General features: G+C 40.5%; 12 protein-coding genes and 1 pseudogene. 7 read left to right on the top strand and 6 right to left on the bottom strand.

The genetic code is table 11. The features are described from left to right. Nucleotides 1-8 precede the first annotated feature (8 nt). Nucleotides 9-1,277, top strand: a pseudogene (locus AACZ88_RS06460) (efflux RND transporter periplasmic adaptor subunit); the annotation flags it as partial. Nucleotides 1,278-1,412: 135 nt separating this feature from the next. On the opposite strand, the gene AACZ88_RS06455 reads toward AACZ88_RS06460, so the two are convergent. Beyond that, on the bottom strand, nt 1,413-2,762 hold the full coding sequence (locus AACZ88_RS06455; RefSeq protein WP_339707916.1) for an aspartate aminotransferase family protein: 1,350 nt from the start codon (nt 2,760-2,762) through the stop codon (nt 1,413-1,415). A 66-nt stretch (nt 2,763-2,828) separates the two neighbouring features. Then, on the bottom strand, nt 2,829-4,490 hold the full coding sequence (locus AACZ88_RS06450) for an alkaline phosphatase family protein (protein ID WP_339707914.1): 1,662 nt from the start codon (nt 4,488-4,490) through the stop codon (nt 2,829-2,831). Between the two features lie 461 nt (nt 4,491-4,951). Between AACZ88_RS06450 and AACZ88_RS06445 the strand changes: the two genes are divergently transcribed. The 6 genes from AACZ88_RS06445 to AACZ88_RS06420 all read left to right on the top strand — a co-directional run bounded on the left by AACZ88_RS06445 (nt 4,952) and on the right by AACZ88_RS06420 (nt 14,750). Next, the gene (locus AACZ88_RS06445) at nt 4,952-5,569 is read left to right on the top strand and encodes an RNA polymerase sigma-70 factor (RefSeq protein ID WP_339707911.1); all 618 of its coding nucleotides are present in this window, start codon (nt 4,952-4,954) and stop codon (nt 5,567-5,569) included. Nucleotides 5,570-5,712: 143 nt separating this feature from the next. Beyond that, nucleotides 5,713-6,900: a FecR domain-containing protein gene (locus tag AACZ88_RS06440; protein WP_339707909.1), complete on the top strand. Its 1,188-nt coding sequence runs from the start codon at nt 5,713-5,715 to the stop codon at nt 6,898-6,900. A gap of 160 nt (nt 6,901-7,060) precedes the next feature. Beyond that, a complete protein-coding gene (locus AACZ88_RS06435) occupies nt 7,061-10,648 on the top strand; it encodes a SusC/RagA family TonB-linked outer membrane protein (RefSeq protein ID WP_339707907.1) in 3,588 nt (1,195 codons plus the stop codon). 17 nt (nt 10,649-10,665) lie between these two features. Continuing rightward, nucleotides 10,666-12,186, top strand: coding sequence for a SusD/RagB family nutrient-binding outer membrane lipoprotein (locus AACZ88_RS06430; protein ID WP_339707904.1), 1,521 nt, complete (start codon nt 10,666-10,668; stop codon nt 12,184-12,186). Nucleotides 12,187-12,229: 43 nt separating this feature from the next. Beyond that, entirely contained in the window at nt 12,230-13,783 is a 1,554-nt protein-coding gene (locus AACZ88_RS06425; RefSeq protein ID WP_339707901.1) for an Ig-like domain-containing protein, read from the top strand. 253 nt (nt 13,784-14,036) lie between these two features. Continuing rightward, entirely contained in the window at nt 14,037-14,750 is a 714-nt protein-coding gene (locus AACZ88_RS06420; protein ID WP_339707898.1) for an SDR family oxidoreductase, read from the top strand. A gap of 2 nt (nt 14,751-14,752) precedes the next feature. On the opposite strand, the gene AACZ88_RS06415 is transcribed toward AACZ88_RS06420, so the two are convergent. From AACZ88_RS06415 to AACZ88_RS06400, 4 genes are all read right to left on the bottom strand, one after another. Then, on the bottom strand, nt 14,753-17,497 hold the full coding sequence (locus tag AACZ88_RS06415; protein ID WP_339707895.1) for a PD-(D/E)XK nuclease family protein: 2,745 nt from the start codon (nt 17,495-17,497) through the stop codon (nt 14,753-14,755). Between the two features lie 71 nt (nt 17,498-17,568). Beyond that, the gene (locus tag AACZ88_RS06410; RefSeq protein WP_339707892.1) at nt 17,569-18,915 is read right to left on the bottom strand and encodes an OmpA family protein; all 1,347 of its coding nucleotides are present in this window, start codon (nt 18,913-18,915) and stop codon (nt 17,569-17,571) included. 113 nt (nt 18,916-19,028) lie between these two features. Further along, nucleotides 19,029-20,222: a glycine C-acetyltransferase gene (gene kbl, locus AACZ88_RS06405; protein WP_339707889.1), complete on the bottom strand. Its 1,194-nt coding sequence runs from the start codon at nt 20,220-20,222 to the stop codon at nt 19,029-19,031. Between the two features lie 9 nt (nt 20,223-20,231). Further along, the gene (locus tag AACZ88_RS06400; RefSeq protein WP_339707887.1) at nt 20,232-23,357 is read right to left on the bottom strand and encodes a UvrD-helicase domain-containing protein; all 3,126 of its coding nucleotides are present in this window, start codon (nt 23,355-23,357) and stop codon (nt 20,232-20,234) included. Nucleotides 23,358-23,454: the final 97 nt, after the last annotated feature.

Genomic DNA, 23,454 nt, shown 5'->3' with positions numbered 1-23,454 from the left:
AACAAGTTATGAAAAAGAACATCCTATATATCGGTGGAGCAATCGTTTTTGGTATGTTGGCCGGATGGCTTATTGCATCGGGTGCTACGGAAAATGGTAATGACGCAGCAACGCACAACCATAGCCAAGAAATCGAATCAGGACAAATGTGGACATGCTCAATGCACCCACAGATTATGCAGTCCGAACCAGGCGATTGTCCCATCTGTGGTATGGATTTGATTCCCGCAGAATCAGGAGCCGACGGTCTGGCCCAGGAACAATTTAAAATGACCAAAAATGCGTTGGCCTTGGCCGACATTAGAACCACGAAGGTGGGTTCTGGTACTACTGAGGATAACTTTTTAGAACTATCGGGAACAATAGTACATAATGAAAAAGCCACGGCCACCCAGGCTGCTTATTTTGGCGGGCGAATTGAAAAACTGTTTGTCAATTTCGAGGGTGAGGAAGTCAGAAATGGACAACAATTGGCAACCATCTATGCCCCAGAACTGGTTTCCGCCCAACAAGAGTTGCTTACGGCAGCAGGTCTTAAAGAATCCCAACCTGCATTATATAAGGCGGTGCGTAACAAATTAAAATTGTGGAAACTCTCCGATAAACAAATCGATCAAATCGAGGTATCAGGTGAGGTACGCGAGAATTTTCCCGTGTATGCCAATGTTTCCGGTACGATTACTGAAATTATGGTGGAAGCCGGTGATTATGTAAAAAAGGGAGCCCCTTTGTTTAAAATAGCTGATTTGAATAGCGTTTGGGCCATTTTTGATGGGTATGAAAATCAAGTTTCGCTTTTAAAGGAAGGTCAGAAGGTAGCAATTGTGACTAAATCGTATCCCGACAAGAGGTTCGATGCCAAGATTTCTTTTATAAATCCCGTATTAAATTCAGCGACAAGAACTGTTGAAGTTCGGGCCGTATTGCAAAATTCGAATGGACTATTAAAACCTGGAATGTTCGTAGCGGGTTCATTGGCTTTGCCATTCAATAAAAAGGACGACAACCTGATAATTCCGGAAAGTGCCGTGCTTTGGACAGGAGAACGTTCGGTGGTATATCTGAAGACCAATCCCGACAACCCAACTTTTGAGATGCGTGAAATCACAGTAGGAGATGCGACGAATGGTAGGTATATGGTTCTTTCAGGTCTGGAAACGGGGGATGAAATAGTAACCAATGGCACTTTTACGGTCGATGCAGCCGCCCAGTTACAAGGTAAAAAATCAATGATGAACGACTCCGGTGGAAAAACCACGACGGGCCATGAAGGTCATACTGAGATGGAATAAGTTCTTTTGGGTTAACAAAACACTAACCGCTATACCCGGTTGGTAGATTAAAATAATTTACGTATCTCTTATCACTTTTGAACTGACACCATAATCGTTAAATAGGCATACCAATGGTAATTATTTAAATTTTTCCAACGCAGCTTTTAAAGTTGATATGACAAGATCACAATCATCTTTGGTCAAAATCAACGAAGGTCTTAGGGTTATGATGTTTCCTTCAATGATTTTAAAGGCTACGCCCTGTTCAAAACAATGGTACATTAATTGTTCGGCTTCTTCAATTGCTCTTTCCTTTGTTCTTCGGTCTTTGACCAAATCGATACCGATATGAAAACCCTTTCCGGCGATATTTCCGATGAGCGGATATATTTCCTTCAATTCTGCCAATTGTTCCATAAGATAATCTCCAAGTTCTGCCGCATTCTGTACAAGATTGTGGTCTTCGATGTAGTTGATTTCAGCCAATCCGGCGGCTGAACAAAGCGGATTTTTTTCATGTGTGAAATGGCCGATAGATCGGTGTTGGAGCGTATTGTATTTTTCTTTGGTAGCAATACCCGCGAAAGGAACAAGACCTCCTCCCAATGATTTTCCCATAACAAGTACATCGGGGGTAACAAAATGTTCGGAAGCGAACATTTTACCCGTTCTTCCGAAGCCCTCGATGATTTCATCGAAAATCAACAATATGTTGTATTGTTCACAAAGATCCTGAATCTGTTGCCAATAGCCCTGAGAAGGAACAACAGGGGTTGCCGAGATGGGTTCGGCAATGATGGCCGCAATATCGGGGTTTCGATGAATAATGTTCTCTATTTGACGCAAATATTCTTGATCAATGGTCTCTTGATCGGTAAACCCCCATGGGTTTCGATAGTAATTAGGGAATTCGACATGAAAAGCACCGGGCACCATAGGTCCTTGCCCCACAGTAAAATGTTCTTCGCCTCCAATGCTGGAAGCCTGAAATCCAGTGCCGTGGTACGAATCCCAATATGAAATTGTTTTCCATTTGCCCGTTACCTGCTTGGCAAGCATTACGGCCATTTCAATGGCCTGAGATCCCCCGGGGCAGAAAAGTACCCTATCAAGTCCGGCTGGCGTGATTTCGGTCAGTTTCTTAGCGAGTTTAATGGCCGGGAGGTTTGTATACCTTCTTGGGGTGAATGCTAGACTTTCATCTAATTGCGCCTTGACCGCCTCAATTATTTTTGGGTTGCTAAAGCCGGCGTTATGAACGCCATTACCATGTAGGTCGAGATATCTTTTACCGTTCAGGTCGGTTATGTAGGCGCCGTCAGTTTTTGAAAGTACATTCATCACTGGTGTAGAGAGCGCTTGATGTAAAAAATATTTTGAATCTTCGTCGATCCAATGTCGCGTGTCACTGTCTAAATTTTCAACATAGTCTTTTCTGTTTTCCGTTGCATTGTTGTCTCCTTGTTCTTTTGATATTATTGTTTTCATAGCTCGGATTCTGGCGGTTAACTTTATTTAAGAATGTTCAATATTTTAAAAGTTGAAGTAATAGTATTAATCAAGAAACAAACGGTTGGCCGGAATAATCTGTTTGGGTACTCCGGGCCCTTTATAAAAGGCATCTAGCCAAGCACCACCCGCTTGGTTGTGATAATCTATCGTAATTTGGTGCATTCCTGCTTCCAAAGAAATGCTTCCCATACGTTCAATGGTTCCGTGACCTCCATCATTGTCAACAACTAATGCCCCGTTGATGTATAATTTGCTACCGTCATCTGAACTGAGATAAAAGCGATACTCACCCGCTGTGATAATTTCCAATGTCGATTTGAACTGAATGCCAAATTGGTTGTCTCTCTTATTTATTTCATCAATTCTAAATTCATATTTTGTTCCATGCGCCAAGGGTTTCATGTTTTCAAAAACAGGGAGAAACTTCCAATCATCACCATGGTAGTAAGTGTATCGAACACCATTTTTTGAATCGCTCTTTATAAGTCTAAAATATGCTGTAGCCACGTTGCTTTCTTGCTGCTCACCTATAAACGATTTGGCCATGACGACGGCACTTTCCGACAATTTAAACGGTTTGGTATAAAGTTCAGAATTTTTAGTTGGTAAAGTTCCGTCGGTGGTATACCGAATTTCTGAATCGTTTGTAACTTCTATTTTTACGTGGGGAACTTCATCTATATATAAACCACCTGCCAAATCATAAAGGTTAGGTTTTGGAAAAATAACCGGACTTACGATTTGAATCTTTTGCGCTCCCAAATCGGGTTCGGGAAAGCCGATAAAAGCACTTTTAACCGGTTTTCCGATCCAGGCATAAGGTTGGTCAATGCCCAATAAGCTGGCCACGGTAGCAGCATTATCATAGGTGTAAACCGTATTTTTAATTAAATGTCCCTTTTTTACTCCTTCACCATACAAAAAAAAGGGTATCTCGATTTCATCAAGGGTTTCACCACCATGACCATATCCGATGCCGCCATGGTCTGCCGAAATAACAAATACGGTGTTGTCAAAGGTGCCGGCGTCTTTTGTTGCTTGGATGATTTCCCCGATTTGTTTATCAACGATGGCGACGGCATCATAAAAGTAAGAGGTTTTATGCCCTTTGTCGTGGCCAACATGATCAACATCGTCAAAATGAACAAATAGAAAGTCAGGCTTTTTATCTTTTATATAATTTTTGGCCTTTATGAGCGTCTCCTTGTCTGAGGGTTGTGTGATATCGTAACTAAGCGCACTTCGTTCAATAAGTCGACCAAATCCACTCCAAGTGTAAATAGCTCCCATTTCAATAGTGGGGCGTTGTTGTCGAGAAACACCGAAGACGGTAGGGAAAATATCTTCCAATCCCGTCTGTATTGGTGGAATTGTGTGGTCGTCACGTTCCCAACCGTTGGAAGTTACACCATGTTGTGCCGGACCCACGCCCGAAACCATCGATGCCCAATTCGTGCTGCTACTCGTGGGTAAAACACCTCTTGCATTCAATGTAAAAGCACCGTTTTGCATGATGGCATCCATTATAGGGGTATCTGCATTGATAATTCCATCGGGGCTCATAGCATCTACCCCGATTACGATAACATGCTTGACAGGTTGTATGGAATAATTTGTTTTTGTTTGATTGGAACACGAAGAAATCAATAACATAAACCCTGAAGAAAGCAGGGTCATAAATCGTAGTTTATACGCTTTTTTCATGATGATCTTTTGGGTTTTAAAATTACACTGTAGACATGCATGGAATGATTAACAAATAGTAAAAGTAATCTTAATAGCTCAAAAATATTACTTATAGTAAATAAAATTATATATTAGTAAAAGTAATTTACGGGTTTTAGTGTGGTTCTAAAGGGTTTGAATACGTTGTAGACCCTGCTTTCGATATCAAAATGACCAAGAAATAAACTCAGAATTGGTTTTTTTAGCGTAAAAGAGAAACAAGTAGTATCTTTTTGGTGCTTTGTCGGATAAGCTATGGATATCACTTGTGGTTTGCGAGAATTGTTATTAAACTGTAATGCACTTATTAAATAAACCTTATCAATAGACGCTGTAAAAGGAGAATGGTGTAAATGAATCGTAGATGCTATACTTTTATGCAGAACGACAAGTGGTATTCCTAGAATTTAGGGAATTTCTTAATCTATATCAAAACGTCAATGTCACTAAAAGAAAGATTAGTTACAGGGGGTAAATCAGAAAGACAATTGGTCATAGCGCTTTCCAATGGAAATGAAAGGGCTTTCAGGGTACTATTTGAAATGTACCGACATGATGTTTATTCGTATAGTTTTAGTTTGTTGAAATCTTCTGCGAATGCTAAGGAAATTGTTCAAGATGTTTTTATGAAAGTCTGGTTGCATCGCAGCAATTTGAATCCCGACCTTTCCTTTAAATCTTTTGTATTTACCATAACAAAAAATCTTTCTTTTAATTTTTTACAAAAGGCGGTCAATGATAAAAACTTACGGTTCGCCATTTTTCAAAAAAGTCAACAATACTATAATCCGATAGACCGTCAAATTAAAGAGGAGGAATATGAGTTGATAAGAAAAAAGGCCATTGACGGCCTGTCTCCGAAGCAACGGATAATTTTCAATATGTCGCGAGAAGAATCGAAAAGTTATCAAGAAATCAGTTGTGAATTGGGAATTTCAGTAAGTACTGTTAAGAACCATATGAGCAAGTCGTTGGCTTTGGTAAGAACCTTTTTACAGGCCAACGCCGATTTTACCCTTGTAATTGTATTGTGGCTACTTTTAAGTAGCATCCTGTAGTTGTAAAACCATCTTCAATTTTATAAAGCTGATCGGCCCCTTTCTCTAGGTGCTTGCTTTTCCATTTTCAAATTTTAAAAAAAAACAAAGAGTGCATAGTACTTTTTTCTTTTTCATCTGTATTGTATGTATACACCATATTCATGTATTCCAAAACAACAATTAAAGAAGTACTGCAAAAGTTTGCTTCGAACCAGTGTACACCTGAGGAAACGGCCTGGATTATTTCCTATTTTAAGGAAAATGCCAACGTTGACGATATGCCCACCGTAGAAGTTATAAATGAGTTGTTGTTGGACCATGAGGCTATGGATACCGTGGAAGCGGATGAAATTTTTGAGCGAATTTTAACTGCCGGAAGGGAAAAGGAATTCAGAAAGCCACAACGAATAGAACGTAAAAGAAAAGTTTGGCGATACACAGGTGTAGCTGCTGCGCTTTTGATCGGACTGCTGTGCATTTCTTATTTTTATTACTCACCAAGAAATGAGGAGGCAAAGAAAGTTGTAGATTTTACGCCCACACCAGATGCAATTACATTACAATTACAGAATGGAAGTATAGCCATTATTTCAGAAAATGGTAATTCAAAAGTAATCGACGCAAAGGGAAATCTAATCGGCAAACAAAAAGGAAATCGATTGATATATGATAGTTTGGTGGTTGCTGAAGAATTGACTTATAATACATTAAGGGTTCCTTTTGGCAAAAAATTCGAACTCCTACTATCAGATGGCACCACCGCATTTTTAAACGCAGGCACTTCTTTAAAATATCCGGTTAAATTTTTATCAGGAAAAGACAGGGAGGTGTTCTTAGACGGCGAAGCTTTTTTTGATGTCACCAAAAATGAGAAAAGCCCCTTTGTTATTAACGCGACGCAACTGAACGTACGTGTTTTAGGCACCAAATTTAATGTTTCGAATTATACGGAAGATGAGGTGACCGATGTCGTTCTAGTCGAAGGTTCGGTCGGTCTTTATAATGCGAAAGAAAAATTCGGCGGGAAAAATACAACCATGCTAATACCAGGGCATAAAGGAAGTTTTTCGAAAGAAAAAGGCGGTATAGCCACTGAAAAGGTCAATACCGAAATCTATACCTCTTGGATTCACGGTGATTTGGTATTTCGAAATATGACGTTTGAAAATATACTTAAAAAGATGGAGCGCAACTATAATGTTACCATTACCAATCACAATGCTTCTTTAGCCCAGGAAAAATTTAACGCCAGCTTTAGAAAAGCACCCATAGATACCGTTCTGCAGTATTTCAAAACTACCTATTCCCTTGATATTCATACTAACGGAAAAGAAATAACCATAAGATAAGAACCAATACCAAGTCGCCTATGATATAAAACACCAAAGCGTACCGAGTAAACCATAGAACAGAACCAAAGCTTCAAAAAAGAATCGGGAAATGTGCCAGCATTCCCCGATTACGAAGATGTGGCCTAAAAAACAACCACTATTAAAACACTATAAAAATATGAAAAAACTTCTTAAGACTAGAGGAAGGTCCGGGTCTTTAAGTAAACTGTCTTTTAAGATGAAAATAAGCACCCTAGTAATGTTTGCCACCTTTTTTTCATTGCAGGCAAGTACGACATATTCGCAGCGTACCAAGATTACTTTGAACTTGCAAAATGTCACCGTAAAAACAGTACTCGACCAAATAGAGGGGGGTACCGATTATAGGTTCGCCTATAAAATCAATGATGTTGATCTAAATCGAAAGATAAATGTCAATGTTCGTAATCAGTTGGTTAGCCAAGTTGTCGATGATATTTTCAAAAAATCGGAAACAGCTTACAATATCATCGGTTTGCAAATATTGTTGTTTAAAAAAAGCATTCCACAGGGGTTTATTGACAAAGCGGAAGTGATTAAAAAAGTACAGGAAACTACTATAACCGGTACTGTTTCTGATGAAGATGGTGGTCCCCTTCCTGGTGCAAGCATTGTTGAAAAAGGGACGACCAACGGTACGCAAACTGATTTTGACGGTAATTTTACCATTAACGTTGGAGACCCAAATGCCATTCTGATCGTATCATACATCGGTTTTGCAACCATTGAGATCCCGAGCAACGGTCAAACGACTCTTGGCATAACTTTGAAAGAAAGCTCTGCAAGCCTTGATGAAGTGGTTGTGACAGCTTTAGGAATCAGTCGCGACAAAAAAGGGCTGGGATATGCCGTTCAGGAAATTCAGGGCGATGATTTGAATGAAGCCCGTGAAACCAATTTTGTAAACTCCCTTTCTGGGAAAGTTGCTGGTGTAAATATATCATCTTCCGGTGCGGTCGGCTCGTCATCTAGAATTATCATTAGGGGTGAAAGTTCGCTTAATTTCAATGGAAACGAGCCTTTATATGTCATTGACGGAATTCCTGTGGGAAATGCAGGAACCAGTAATTCTACGACTTCCGATTACGGCAATAGTTCAGCCGAAATAAACCCGGCCGATATCGAGTCGGTAACGGTCTTAAAAGGACCTGCAGCTTCAGCGCTCTACGGTTCGCGGGCAGCTAATGGAGTTATTGTGATTACCACTAAATCGGGAGAAAGTAGTCAAGGTCTTGGAGTAAGCGTGACAACAGGTACAACCATGGAGAGTTTGCTCCGGCTTCCTAAATTTCAAAATGAATTTGGGGGCGGCGCCAACGGAAACTATGAGGGATCGAACTTTGGGGCCGATTGGTCCATTTATCCGAGCGGTATTCGCGATGGCTATGACGAAAGCTGGGGTCCACGGTTGAATGTGGGTACGCTCGAAAGACAATTTCAGTCTCCTACTTTAGGGCGTATGCGCGGTGGTGATGTAGCCAACCCTAATAGAGGAGAGGTTATACCCACCCCTTGGATTGCCTATCCCAATAATATTCGCGACTTTTTTACCACTGGTCGAACCTATTTTAACAATGTGGCCCTTACGGGAGGGAATGAAAAAGGAAATTATAGACTCTCTTATACAAATGTAGACCAAACGGGTATTGTACCAAACAATGACCTACAACGAAATACCGTTGCACTTCGAGGTAGCTATAAGTTCACCGATAAATTTAGTGTTGATGCGTCGATGAACTATGTAAATACAACGAGTACCAATAGGCCAGAAACAGGGTATGGCCGTAATTCGCTGATGTATTTTATGAACTGGTCGGTGCGTAATATGGATATTAATGCCTTAAGGGACTATTGGCAAGAAGGTTTTGAAGGAACGAGACAGTTTCAATACAACTATGGGGAAAACCATAACAATCCCTTCTTTTATCAATATGAGAATACCAAAGGACAAGATAAACATCGGTTGTTCGGAAACATAAGCCTGAATTATGACTTCACGGAGCATTTATCACTGATGTTACGTGGAGGTACCGATGTCTACAACGACTTTAGACCCATGCAATGGGCCCTTAGCACCGTAGGTTATGAAAATGGAAGGTATCAAGAAGTAACCCAATTTTTTGAAGAACGGAATTATGATTTTTTGTTACGTTACAACAACAGTATTGGCAACGATTTTAACTATAATGTTTCGGTTGGGGGCAATCAAATGAAACGGAGCACACGATATAGACTGGCCCTGGCCCCTGAATTGTTGGTGCCAGATGTGTATTCGTTGTCTAATAGCGCTTCAGACGTCGTTATTAATGCATCCAATAGCGAAAAGGCCATTAATAGTTTTTACGCCTTTGCCCAGTTCGATTATTTGAGTACGTTTTATTTAGATGTAACTGCTCGAAACGACTGGTCAAGTACGTTACCTGCTGAGAACAACTCCTATTTTTATCCTTCGGTCTCTTTTAGCGCGTTGTTGGATAAGGCACTTTCGATGCCTGATTGGGTAACGTTGGCCAAGCTTCGATTGGGTGCTGCTCAAGTGGGTAGTGATACAGAACCTTATAACTTGTTCGATACTTTTAATTTTCAACAACCATGGGGCAGTAGCTATGCATTGGCAAGTGGCTCCAGTTTGAAGAATAACAATTTAAAACCAGAAAGTATAACGACGTATGAGATTGGTACCGACCTAAGATTTTTCAATAACCGTATCGGTTTAGATTTCACCTATTATAACACCCGGTCAGAGAATCAGATCATAAGCATTCCTTTGGCGGCGTCAACGAGCTACGCTGGGCGAATTATCAATGCCGGTGAAATACAAAATCGGGGTTTTGAAGTCATGTTGAATATGACACCCTTGCAAATCGAAGACGGATTGAAATGGGATGTCTCCCTTAACTTCTCAAAGAACGAGGGTGAAGTAATAGAGCTGGCAGAAGGCATTACTTCGATTACCCAAAGTGCACCGGGGGAAGATGCCTCGATTCAGGCCAGGGTCGGAGAGCGAATGGGTGCTATTTGGGGTCCGGGTTACCAACGTGTAGAAAGTGGTCCTTTGGCCGGTGAAATCATAATTGGAGCAAGTGGCATTCCTGAGAGTACAGATGAAGATATTTACTTAGGAAATATCAATCCCGATTGGATCGGAAGTGTTTCAAATACCTTTACCTATAAGAATGTAAGTCTGTCGGCCCTTGTCGACGTTCACTATGGGGGAAAATTTGTATCGCGTTTTTATAACAAAGCGGTCGGTGCAGGTCAATTGATTGAAAGTGCCGAGGGTAGGTCGGCAAGGGCTATTGGCACAGAATATGACGATCCTTATTATATGGTTGGTGCTGCCTTGGTCGATGGTACTTACGTCGAGAATTCTACGAGTACTGATGGCACCTATAGTACCGGTGTGTACGGTACTGATGCGAGAAGTTTTCATAAAGCACGTTTAGATCACATTAGTGAGGGTCAATTGTTTGATGCAACTTATGTTAAACTTCGTGAACTCAAATTGGGCTATAGGTTTCCCAAAGAACATTTGGGTAACCTTCTTAAAGATGCACAGCTTTCAATTGTAGGGAGGAATTTATTCCTATGGACACCCAAGAGCAATCAACATTTTGATCCAGAGGTGGCGGTCGCCACTGGTGGAGGGGGGTTGGTTCCCGGGTTTGAAAACATGAGCCTTCCTTCTACTAAAAGTTTGGGAATCAATTTGAGCCTGAAATTTTAATCATTTAAAAAAGCATCATGAAAAATATACTTTCAAACATACTAATAGGGCTAGGCACTGTGCTGTTGCTCTTTTCATGCACCAAAGATTTCGAGGAAATCAATACCAACCCGAATCAAGCGGATCGTTTGACGAATCCCGGACTTTTATTGCCCAGCATAATTAGGGAAACGTCGAATCGTAATTGGGACAATTCATTTGATAGGTTTGCTGTTGTTTCGGATCAAGTAGCCAATCAGTTTGCCAGTACTTTTTTAGACTGGACACGATTGGATTCAGACCGTTTCTTTTGGAGCAATTACGATAAAATAAAAGACCTTGATAAGTTGATAGCCATTTCCGAAGAACAAGGATTGGCAAATTACAAGGGAGTCGCCATGGTGATGAGGGCTTGGCTCTTTCAGGGGATTACCGATAATTTTGGAGCAATTCCCTATACCGAAGCAGGCAAGGCACAGGATGACATTAATTTCCCGCAGTACGATTCCCAAGAGATGGTTTATGCAGGAATTTTGAGTGAATTGGAAACTGCCAATGAGCTACTGGGAAGCACCAGCGAAGTGGTTGTCGGTGATATTTTGTATAACGGCGATATCTCTGGATGGAAAAAGTTTGCCAATGGTCTTCGATTGCGAATTCTATTGCGCCAATCAGGTAGAAAAGACCCATCGGCCGAAATGCAACAAATCGTAGGAAATCCTACAGTGTATCCTATATTTACTTCTGATGAAGACCAGGCAGCTCTTCAGTACCTGACCGATTTAGGAAATGAACACCCATCGTTTCGTGGTAATGTGAGCGATTGGGCATCTTCATCTCGGTTGACGACCACGATGGAGACCATTTTAAAATCGATGGACGATCCTCGTTTGGCCGTTTTCGCAATGCCGACACCAGCTTCGGCAAATACCGGCACTCCCGAGTATGGGGGAGTCCCCAATGGTATTCAAGACATAGAACAGTGGAATGGTGGATCGGCAAATCATTCGGCAATCGGTCTGCTTTGGGCACCACAACAGTTCGCGCCCGATATGGCATCGGAAAATGCGGCCCAAAGTATTTTGATGTCGTATTCAGAATTACAATTTATACTTGCAGAGGCTCGCGAATTGGGCTATATAACTTCCGGTACCGCCGAAACCTATTATTTAAATGGTGTACGAAATCAATTTGACTATTATGCTTCCCGCATACCTGATCACTTTGTACTGCCTACCGCGAACCAAGTGATTCCACCAGCTACGTATTATACCCAAGATAGTGTTGCCTATACCGGAACCCAACAAGATAAATTGAATAAAATCTATGTTCAGAAATGGCTTTCGTTATTCTTGGTCGGTTCAGAAGCATGGTCACACTGGCGAAGAGTAGGGGTTCCCGAAATTACGCCCGGGCCGAATAGTGTAGGGTATATTCCAGTTAGGTACCTGTATCCGGCCGATGAGCAGCGCCTGAATCTTGAGAACTATAATGAGGGCGTCAAATTATTGGGTGGCCCAGACGATCTTACAACCCCGGTGTGGTGGGATGTCGATTAATTCAAAGAAAACTATAATCAAAGCATATAAAATATATTAGATCATGAAAAAAATAGAATCCAAAATAAAATATCGTTCCTTTATTTTCACCCTATTGGCCCTCTTTACTTTCTTGTTTTCCTGTGAGAATGACCTCGAAGAAGAAATCGATATTGTTAATCCGTACGTGGTAAGTTATAATCCAGTGCCCGGCGTCGACGGGGTTGCCTTGAACAGCAATTTAGTTTTGACCTTTGATGATATCGTCTATAAGGGCAGCGGCAAGATTACCATCACTTCTGACGTTGAGCTGGCCAAACAGGTTATAGACGTTAACGATGAAGCTGTAACTATTAGTAATGTCGGTCGTGTTATGACCATAAACCCACAAGACTTTTTGTCTGGGAGGGATTATCAAGTGGTAATCGATAAGGGAATTGTAGTCGACAGTACGGGAAATGCCTATTTTGGAATGCCCGATAACGAAATCTGGACTTTTAAAAGTGGTGGTAATGCTGGAGACTTAGATGCTCCGGAATTGGCAACACTATCTCCCTCCGATGATGACAACGAAGCTTCTGTTTTTGGTCTTGTATTGACGTTCAATGAGGGTGTCAAAACGGCCGCCGGAAGTTTTGTCATCTACGATGCAGAAACCGATGCCCCAGTTCACACGATCGATGCCGAAGGTGAAATGATTGGTATTGATGAAGATAAGTTGTCGATTACCTACCCCGCACCACTTTCTTTTGATAAGAACTATTATGTTCAGTTCGAATCAGGTGTGGTAAAAGATATTGCTGGGAATCCTTTTGGTGGGATAACCGATGCTACAACTTGGAATTTCAAGACTGTCGCCGGTAGTGGTACCGATTTGGTAGTACATTTGCCCTTTGATACCGACCTTGCCGATATTAGTGGAAATAAATTTGATGCTGTTTTAGGTGAAACCGCTACGGCCGATGTCTCGTTTGAGAATGACGCCACCAGGGGTACGGTGGTTCGATTTAATGCGGGATCTTATGCACGGCTTCCAGTACATCCATTGTTGAGGTCTGTTGAGGCAACCGACGATTTTAGTGTCAATTTATGGATAAAATTGGCGGGTACCGATTCTGACCCTGCTATCATTGGAAATAAAGATTGGGGCAGCGGTGGAAATCCTGGATGGCTCTTGGCCACTGACGATGGTCATGAATATGCACCAGGTAATGGAACCGATCACGGTTGGATCGTAAATATTGCAGATGATCCTAAAAATGATAATCGAATGGATTGGAGGGCTGCTTCTACAATACCCCAAGCTCCTGCCTTATCTGATGACCAATGGCATATGGTTACCATGGTTTTTGACAGAACAAATTCTGAATTATCAGTTTATATAGACGGACAAGAGTTTGAAAGTAGTGCGATTGCATCATCGTATGATTTAAGTACTGTGCCAGGGCCACTTTATGACACCGTCAATGACCACCCCATTACTATTTGGGAAGATGCCACGGGAGGCTATAATGCCAGCGATGATAGAAGGGGCGCCATGACCGGACTTATGGATGAATTGAAGATTTATAACAAAGCCCTCACATTGACGGAAGTCACAGCTTTGTTCACCGAGTAAAGTAGGGTGAAAAGTAGTATTTGATTTGTTTTATTATTTAGTGATTAGTGTTAAAAAGACCTCGTTGATTCGAGGTCTTTTTTCTTTAGTTAAGTTTGTTTTTTAAATGACATCACTGCAATTCGTCAACGTATAGTTGACCACCAAAAAATAGGTAATAAACAAAGGGAATAATGAGTTTTTAAGAAAATAATAACGGTACACATTTTCGTTTTGATTTGCAGAATTATAATTTCACAGAAAACAGAGAGCAATGAAAGATTTAAAGAATAAAGTAGCCTATATAACCGGAGGATCAAAAGGTATAGGCTTAGGGGTGGCTGAAGCACTGATCAATGTGGGAATGAAAGTTGCCATAAGTGGCAGAACCTTGAAGGCCTTGGAAAAGGCGGCAGAACATTTGGGCGATCAAGACAATGTACTCGCGCTTGAATCGAATGTCTCGAACCACGAGGATGAGCAAAAGGCCGTTAAGCAAATTTTGGATAAATGGGGGCAATTGGATGTGGTTCTTGCCAATGCCGGAGTTGGGCATTTTGCTCCGATTGACGAGATGTCAGATGAGCAATGGCACCAAATGATAGACACTAACTTAAATGGCGTATTTCACACATTGAGAGCCTCCGTTGAAGCCTTAAAGGAGTCAAAAGGGTACTACATGACTTTGGCTAGTTTAGCGGGCGCCAATTTTTTTGCTTCTGGTGCAGGCTACAATGCCACAAAATTTGGTGTGGTTGGGTTTACCCAAGCGGCTATGTTAGATCTTCGGAAATATGATATTAAAGTATCAACGATTATGCCCGGATCTGTAGCTACCCATTTTGCAGGAAACGAACCTTCGGAAAAGGATGCTTGGAAGATTCAACCTGAAGATATTGGCGAACTGGTTGTAGACCTTCTAAAAATGCACCCACGAACATTGCCCAGCAAAGTAGAGGTGAGGCCAAGTCGTCCGGACAAGAAGTAACTTTAAACTTCCTTTTCAACAAACGGGATATCTGGATTGCAAATTTCGAGAATCAGTTTTTCAAGTTGTTCACGGAAGGCCTCCATTGTATCTTGAGTGATATGGGTATTCATTTTTCTACTGGTTCTTGATTCTTTGGTGGCAAAATATTGCAGGCCAGAACCTAAGTTTTTAAATGAAATAATGCCTGCCACCATAGGGTCGAAAGGTTTGGTCTTGGCGTACATTGTGGCATAACATAAGAGTTGAAAAGCCTTGCTTTGGTCATATTCGGTTCTTATTTCTTCCCAATCCACCAAGGTGACGTTCTTGCTTTCAACTTTTCCTGTTTTATAATCTATGATTCTCAACATGCCATCTTTCTGATCTATACGATCTAATTTTCCTTTTAATATAATGGGAAAGTTTAGTTGAGGGATGTCTAAATTGACTCGATAACTTTCCTCTAAACCTATGATTTTGATTTGATGTTTTTGTACGTCAGAAATTTCTTGATCTATAAATTTTTCGATATAACGTACAACAACATTAAAGGCAATCAGGTTTTTTCCATAAGAGATATCGCCTCCCTTATAGGAATTTGTAAAGTTTGATTCGACAAGGGACCGAATCGATTTTTTACCAAGGAGGAGCATCTCTTTTGTCAATAACTTACCCACAAAGGGTTTGTAAATTTCTTCCAGGGTGTCATGAACGATGGTTCCCAAGGTGTTTGCAGCAACCGATTCCTCTACTTCAGAAAGGTCTTCGATACCCAAGAGATTTTTTTTATAAAACGAAATCGGATTTCTAATATAATTACTCAATGAGGTTGGGGAAAACCCTTTACTGGCATATCTTTCGATTAATTTAATGAGAGCGCTGTCTTTGTCAATGCGCTCCATTGTTTTAATAGTCGGTGATATGGCAGGTGCTACAATATCTTCAGAAATTTTCCCTATCATGTTTTGGTCGGTCAACAATTGCGAGATAAGACGACTTCGTTCGCCGCCCTCTAGCACGTCTGGTTCTGTATTGTATAGGAGATAAATGTTTTTGGCTCGTTGTAATAAGCGGTAAAAATGATAGGTATAGACGGCGTCTTTTTCTTTATAGGTGGGCAGGCCAAAAGCCGATTTGAGATCAAAAGGGATGAATGAATTGTTTGATTTTCCTGACGGTAATATTCCTTCATTGACAGCGGTTAATATTACCGTTTCGAAATCGAGGTTTCGGCTTTCCAACATACCCATGATTTGAAGTCCTTGTAAAGGCTCGCCCTTAAAATCGAGAGTTTCCGATGTTAATAGTTCTTTATAAATGCTTTGTAGCGACTTTAAATCGTTTATGAATCTATATTCGCGTACAAGGTCTAGTACTTGATTAAAGAGGGTGTAGAAGCGATACAGATACTCTAGGGATAGTGTATTATTTGCACCTTGAATCTTGTCTTTTAAAGATAAAGTGATGGAAATACAATTTTCAACAAAACTTTCGGGCGAAGGTATTTTTTCTGAGAATAGAAGGGATAATGGTTCGCTTACGGCAAGTGATGTTATTTTGTCTACATTGATATAGGTCCAATTTTGTTGTTTTATAGTAGCTATTATGATTTCGGCATCATTCTTAGTTTCCGTATCCAAGAGAATATTGATAAATGGATGTGATAGGAAGGCAAGTACGTTTTTATAGAACCATCCGTGCGAGTCTTTTCTGATATAGAGTTCCATAAATTGGTAAAACAAACTGGCCAACGGTGTTTTGTTCAAAGGGTAGCCCATTGTAATATTTACCCCTTTCAAATTTTCTGGAATTGAATTCAGTAGCGGATTTAATAATGATTCGTCACCAAGCACCACCGCAGTTTTCTTTAGTCGGTCCTGGTCATTTTCAATCCATTTTGATAACAGACCACTTACATACTTGGCCTGCGATACATTTTTGGGTACCCCGACGATGTGAATATTTTTATCGCTTAGAAAATGATCGCCGATGCCTAAGAGCTCTTTGTTTTTGAATTGAGGCCATGTTCTTTTGTGTTGACGGATAAAGAAGCTTGCATCATGTGCCGGGTCTTCTAAAAAATAGTTGTCAAGGTCCCAGTATATATCAGATTTACAATGAACTAATATTTCTTGAATAATGGTAATCTCGGCAGTATTCAGGGCATTAAAGCCAACAAAAATGAATGTTTTGTTTTTGTTGGAAGCAATGAAATCTTTGAGTTGTGCTACAGCGTGCCTATAGACCAGACCCTGATGACCTAACCCTTTTTTAACAAGATTGCGGTTGAAGGCTTTATATAGTGGATGAAGATTTTTCCAAAACAGTTGATAGTCCTCCATCATTTTGGTCTTCGGTGCATCGGGAGACCAATGGGAAATTTCTTGAATATCGTAAAGATTTGAAAAGAGTTTTTCCGTGTCTATAAGATACCGGTCAACTTCGTTAAAATCTTGTAACAATGTTTGGCCCCATTTAGAAAAAGTGAAGAAATCATCTTTTAAATCATGAGTTTGAGTTGAATAGGTTGAATAGAGTTCGAATAGTTGTTGGGTATTATTGGCATAAGAAAGGCCTGAGACATGTTCGACAAAACTTTCTATACTATAAATGTCGGGGGCAAAAAGGGTCTTTTGGGTAATGTTGGCAATGGTATTGCGCAAGAAAGTACCTGCGCGCTTACTAGGTAGAATGAATATGGTCTCTTCAAGGGTTCCTTGTTTCTTCCATACGGCCGCGACAACTTCTTCTAAAAAACTTTGCATGCCCAAAAATAGAAAAAGCCCTGACAATTGTCAGGGCTTTTTTATTTATTTGAACAGGATGAAAAATCCTATTATTTTACCAAGTTGATTTCAACTCTTCTGTTTTGAGTTCTACCAGCTCTTGTATTGTTGGTAGCGATAGGCTTGTCTTCACCGTATCCTACAGAAGACAATCTGAAAGCATCGATTCCTTTGTCAACTAAGAATTCTTTTACAGAAAGTGCTCTTGACTCAGAAAGGCTCTGGTTCAATTTTGCACTACCTACACTGTCAGTGTGACCTTCAACTGTAAATTTAGCAGTTGGGTACTCTTTCAAAATTTGAATGATGTCAACCATTACAGAAGTAGATTCTGCTTTGATAGAAGATTTACCAGTGTCGAACAAGATAGTTCGTGCATATTCGTTCAATTGCTTCTGAACCTCTTCGGTTACTTCAGGACATCCTTGGTTAGCAACAGTACCAGCAACATCTGGACACTTGTCATCTTTGTCCAATACGCTGTCACCATCTTTATCTGGCCATGGGCATCCTTTGTTAGCAGCAGGACCTGACTCATTAGGGCACTCATCGTCACCATCGGCAACACCGTCACCGTCAGCATCTGGGCAACCAGCAAGGCTAGCTAAACCAGCTTCGTTAGGACATTTGTCATCTTTATCGGCAACACCGTCACCGTCAGCGTCAGGACAGCCGTTCATTTCTTTAGAACCTGCTTCGTTAGGACAGCTATCTTTGCTATCTTCAATACCATCACCGTCAGCATCTGGGCAACCGTTGAAAGCCTCTAGGCCAGCAACCTCTGGACATGCATCGTCTTTGTCGTAGATACCATCACCGTCTGTGTCAGTACCACCAAATTTGATGGAAAGACCAGCCATGTGCTGAAAGTGTGGCACCAAATAATCTTCGAATGCATGCTTATAACTGGTTTGAACAGTTAAACCAATGTTGTCGGTAAACCAAAAATTCACACCAACACCACCGTTTACTGTACCAGCACCGATTTCATCGATCCAAGTGTAACCACCACCAACTTCAACGAATGGGTCGATTACGGTTTCTTTTAAGAAATTGTATTTAATTGTACCATCTAAAGCGTAGTAAGAAAGGTCATCAACTCCGGTATCTCCCCATTTGCTGATTTTGTTTAATGAACCTCTAGCTCCTACGGAAAAACCACCTCCAACAGATTTAGAAACGCCGATGTAAGAAATAGAAGGAAGAATGTTCCAGTGATCAGTGGCATTGAATAGTTGATTACCAAAAGAACTATTTGGGAAATCACCAGTTGGATAAACGTCAACGGCGTTTACCCCAAAGCCAATCTGCCAAGGGTTATTCTCGTCTTGCGCTTGTATGCCGTTAACGGCTGCAATCAGCAGGGTAACGACCAATAATTTGCTAAGATGTTTCATGTTCAAATTTTTAAGTTTAAGTGTTTATTAGTCGCAAATGTAAGTTGTTAAATATTATTAACAAAATCAATTTCCTTTTTTTTTTAACACAATACGTAGGAAATTTTGCGCACTTAAACGATTTTTAATGTTTTTCCTACGGCTGTGAACGCATTTATCGCCTTATCAAGATGAGAAATTTCATGGGCTGCTGAAAGTTGTACCCGTATTCGAGCTTTATTTTTCGGAACCACGGGATAGAAAAATCCGATTACATAGATTCCTTGTTCCAAAAGTAGGTTGGCCATTTGTTGAGAAAGCTTGGCGTCGTAGAGCATTACGGGAACAATTGCCGAGTCTCCATCAATGATATCAAACCCTGCTTCTTTCATACCTTTCTTAAAATATTCAGTGTTCTCTTGAAGTTTATCGCGCAAGGAGGTATCGTTCTGTAACATATCGAATACCTTGATTGATGCTCCTACAATGGCGGGTGCCAAAGAATTGGAAAAGAGGTAAGGTCGCGAACGTTGTCGCAATAGCTCGATAATTTCTTTTTTTCCGGTCGTGTATCCACCCATTGCGCCACCAAGAGCCTTGCCTAGTGTACCTGTAATAATATCGATGCGCCCCATAACGTTTTTTTCTTCCAAAGTTCCTCGGCCGGTCTCACCTATAAAACCGGTAGCATGGCATTCATCGATCATAACCATAGCATCGTATGTGTCTGCAAGATCACATATCTTATCTAATGGGGCTACAAGGCCATCCATAGAAAATACCCCATCGGTCACGATAATTTTAAAACGGGCATTGTCGGCATTGGCTTGTTGTAGTTGTTTTTCAAGATCTGCCATATCGCTATTTGCATAGCGATACCTTTTGGCCTTGCACAGACGAACCCCATCAATTATTGATGCGTGGTTTAAGGAATCAGAAATTATGGCGTCAGCAGCTGTTAATAAGGGTTCGAAAACTCCGCCATTGGCGTCAAATGCCGCTGCGTATAAGATGGTATCTTGAGTACCGTAGAAATCGGCTATTTTTTGTTCTAGTTCTTTGTGAATATCTTGGGTGCCACATATAAAGCGTACCGACGACATGCCGAAGCCATGAGTATCCATGGTGTCTTTGGCCGCTTGAATAACATCGGGGTGTGAAGAAAGTCCAAGATAATTGTTCGCACAAAAGTTAATGACCTCCTCACCAGTTGAAATTTTGATTACTGCTGCTTGGGGTGTGGTAATAATGCGCTCTTGTTTAAAAAGACCGTCTTCTTTAATGGTAGCCAGCTCTTGCTGTAAGTGTTCTTTAATTTTTCCGTACATAATTTGGTTCTATATAAATTCTGGTGTTACGTTTTCTTCAATATATACAATGATTTTGTTTTCTACAAGATATCCCATGGTTTCCAAGGCCGATGCGTATGCATATATTTGTTCATGATGTTTAGCGTTTTTCTTTCCGGTTTTGTAATCGATTATGGTGGCTTTTTTTCCTTTTATTACAATTCGGTCTGGGCGTAAGAGACTTCCTGTTTCGGTCAAAATGTCTTTTTCATTAAGAATCGTATTTCCTTCTTGATAATAAGGATATAGTTTAGGGTGTTTTATGATTTTTTTTATTCGTGATTTTAGAGCAGTACTTTCATCGGGCGTAATATCTCCATTCCGAATTAAATCACTAAAGGAGTTGTCGACATCTTTTTCTGTTTCTATGAGCCCTAATATATAATGTATAAGGTTTCCACGAAAAAGCGCTTCTTCGCGTTGCGTATCCCATAAGACGCCTGAGCGGGTTATGATATTGAAACTAGGGCGATTTTTATGGGTATAATAATGTGGAATAGATGTCTGGGGTTTTGTAAGCAGACCTTTCTCCAATTGGGCCATGTTTAAGTCACCAAAGGTATATTGGTTTTTTGAATCTTCCCAAACCCCTAACTCTTTCAAGTAATGTATAAAGAGTCCTGAATAGTGCTTGATGTTGTGATCTCCGCTTTTGTTGATTTCTTTTTCTGTGAGAACAAACAGGGCCTTTTCCGCCCTTGTTAGGGCTACGTAGAGTACGTTAAAGGCATCTAAGACCATTTTTTGCTCTTCTTCTTCAAATATAGTATTTGCAACATCACTGTATTCGGTAACCTCCGACTTTTCGTTCACCAGTACTTCATCAAATCCGTGATAAGCCGTACTATCCACTGGCAACCATAGTTTTTTATCGTTTCTGCGAAACATATCCATGTTGGCAAATGGGAAAATAACAATTGGAAACTCCAACCCTTTAGACTTATGAACGGTCATAATGCGAACGGCGTTCATGTTTTCTGGGGCAGTAATTGCCAATTTGTCCTGCTTCTTTTCCCAATAGTCTAAGAACGATTGTGCATTGCCGCCTTCTTTTTGCTCAACTTCCAGAACAACATCCATCAAAAATGTAATATAGGCATCCGACTCAGGGGCAAGGTCAAACTGCTTTATAGCAAGTTCAAAGGCATCGTAGACCGAATGTTGTTTTATTTGGTCAATATCGAAGTCGTACGTTTCTTTTAGCAGTGACTTCAGATCTTCAAGGTGAGATGAAATATAGAGGTGTCTATTAATGGTCTGTTTAGCTGATAAAAATGATAATATCTCGTAGGCCAGTTCAGACTCGTGACCTTTGCCTCCATAGTACAACAGATGAATTAGAAACCGCACTTTGGAGCTACTGGCCAACAAAAGACTTTCCGATGAAATAACGGGAATCTCTTGCTGTGTCAAATAATTGGCTAACAAAACACCCTTGCTATTGCTGCGTACTAGAATACAGATGTCGTTATAAACATAATTTTTATTGACGGTATTGTGTATAATCTCGAGGGTGGCCAGGCAATACCTTTCGTCTATTGGTTTGTCGTCCTCTTTTTCAATAAAATCAAGCTGAACGAAACCTCCTTTTTTGCTATTATACCTTTGCTGATTGCCTTTGGCGAAAAGGTGGTGGTATTCGGGGCGTTCAAGAAAAGAAATCACTGAGCTAAAGAAATCATTGTTGAATTTTATGATTTCTTCGTGGCTTCGGTAATTGACCGGTAAGTTTTCAGTGCTTGGGTTGATTACAAACGGATTTGCCCTTTGGTTGACCAGTCCTAAAAACTGTTCGGCATTTCCGCCGCGCCATCTATAAATGGCTTGTTTGGCATCACCGACCAAAAATAAAGACCCAATCTTTCCTTGGTCATCAAGACTGGTTAATGCGTTGTCGACCAACGGCACTAGGTTGTTCCATTGCATTTCTGAAGTGTCTTGAAATTCATCGATAAAATAATGACGGTATTTTTCGCCAAGACGTTCATAGATAAAGGGTGCGGGCTGGTTCTTTATTTCATTGGATATAATATGGTTGAATTTGAAAAGTGGAATCTGGTCTTGTTCATCTCCGATAGCATTGAGCTCTTTTTGAATTACATTTAAGACCGTAAGCGGCACAACGTTTTGATAGGCGTTTTTTAGAAAGGAACGCTGGTAAATCAGATGCTTAATGTTTAAGTAGGTCTCTAGTAATGGCCCCACGAGTGTTTCGGGCGGAATTAAACCGGCTTTTAAAATTTTGCCAGCTCTTAAATTCTGTTCCAATTGATTATTATAGAGCTTGCTGGGTTCAAATTCTGAATCCCTTACTTTTTTAAAATGATTTGGAAGTGTCTGTCGCGGAAAGTCCGTTGAATCCAATCCTTGTTCGGAAATGAAATCTAGCGCTGATTTCGCGTTTTCGATAACTTTGAGCTCAATACTTTCTAACTGCGCCTTAATCTTTAATTTTAATCCAATGAAGTCAGCTAGGTTCCTGTTTTTAATTTTATCGAGATGTGGCACGTGGTTTTCATTAAACAGCAACTTGCTAATCTCATTCAAGTCGAAAGCAACATCCCAACTGCGATCGTCATCGGTCTTTTCAAGTGCAAAATCGACTAATACCTCAGTCAATGCTTCGTCGATGCCGGCTTTTTGAATCACACGGGCTACCGCTTCTTCTTGTAGGAGTGTCGTATCGACAACAGGTTCGAAGTTTTGTGGGAGTTTTAAGTCCTTGGCAAAAGTTCGAATAAGGCGATGCGTGAACTTATCAATGGTCGAAACGTCGAAAAAAGCATAGTTGTGGAGAATGTCTTTTAAAGTTCTTTTGCTTTTTTCGCGTAAGTCGGAGGGTGAAATCTTCAGATCTATTAATAGATCATTGAACATGTTTTTACTCTTCTGGGGTGTGTTTTCTTGGGAAAAATGGAAAAGACTGTCTAGAATACGGCCTTTCATTTCGTTTACCGCCTTATTGGTGAAGGTAATGGCCAATATGGTTTGAAATTTTTTTTGAGAGGTCAGGGCGATTTTAAGATACGCTTTAGTAAGAGTGTACGTCTTACCCGAACCCGCTGAAGCGTTATAAATTATGAAGGGCGTGTTTTGCACCAATTTTTGTTGCAAAATACACAATATAGCACAGTTCTTAACAAATTATTAGCGGAATATGTTTGTTAAAAAATGTAAATTTGAGAATCACTTTTTTATAACTTAAAAACAT

The organism is uncultured Kriegella sp., from assembly GCF_963975415.1.
GTDB lineage: Bacteria > Bacteroidota > Bacteroidia > Flavobacteriales > Flavobacteriaceae > Kriegella.
This window is presented reverse-complemented; position numbering and strand designations above follow the sequence as displayed.

What these genes read in the sequence shown, in the direction of transcription:
- AACZ88_RS06455 (WP_339707916.1), bottom strand. Translation starts at nt 2,762, where the DNA reads ATGAAAACAATAATATCAAAAGAACAAGGAGACAACAATGCAACGGAA.
- AACZ88_RS06450 (WP_339707914.1), bottom strand. Translation starts at nt 4,490, where the DNA reads ATGAAAAAAGCGTATAAACTACGATTTATGACCCTGCTTTCTTCAGGG.
- AACZ88_RS06445 (WP_339707911.1), top strand. Translation starts at nt 4,952, where the DNA reads ATGTCACTAAAAGAAAGATTAGTTACAGGGGGTAAATCAGAAAGACAA.
- AACZ88_RS06440 (WP_339707909.1), top strand. Translation starts at nt 5,713, where the DNA reads ATGTATTCCAAAACAACAATTAAAGAAGTACTGCAAAAGTTTGCTTCG.
- AACZ88_RS06435 (WP_339707907.1), top strand. Translation starts at nt 7,061, where the DNA reads ATGAAAAAACTTCTTAAGACTAGAGGAAGGTCCGGGTCTTTAAGTAAA.
- AACZ88_RS06430 (WP_339707904.1), top strand. Translation starts at nt 10,666, where the DNA reads ATGAAAAATATACTTTCAAACATACTAATAGGGCTAGGCACTGTGCTG.
- AACZ88_RS06425 (WP_339707901.1), top strand. Translation starts at nt 12,230, where the DNA reads ATGAAAAAAATAGAATCCAAAATAAAATATCGTTCCTTTATTTTCACC.
- AACZ88_RS06420 (WP_339707898.1), top strand. Translation starts at nt 14,037, where the DNA reads ATGAAAGATTTAAAGAATAAAGTAGCCTATATAACCGGAGGATCAAAA.
- AACZ88_RS06415 (WP_339707895.1), bottom strand. Translation starts at nt 17,497, where the DNA reads ATGCAAAGTTTTTTAGAAGAAGTTGTCGCGGCCGTATGGAAGAAACAA.
- AACZ88_RS06410 (WP_339707892.1), bottom strand. Translation starts at nt 18,915, where the DNA reads ATGAAACATCTTAGCAAATTATTGGTCGTTACCCTGCTGATTGCAGCC.
- kbl (WP_339707889.1), bottom strand. Translation starts at nt 20,222, where the DNA reads ATGTACGGAAAAATTAAAGAACACTTACAGCAAGAGCTGGCTACCATT.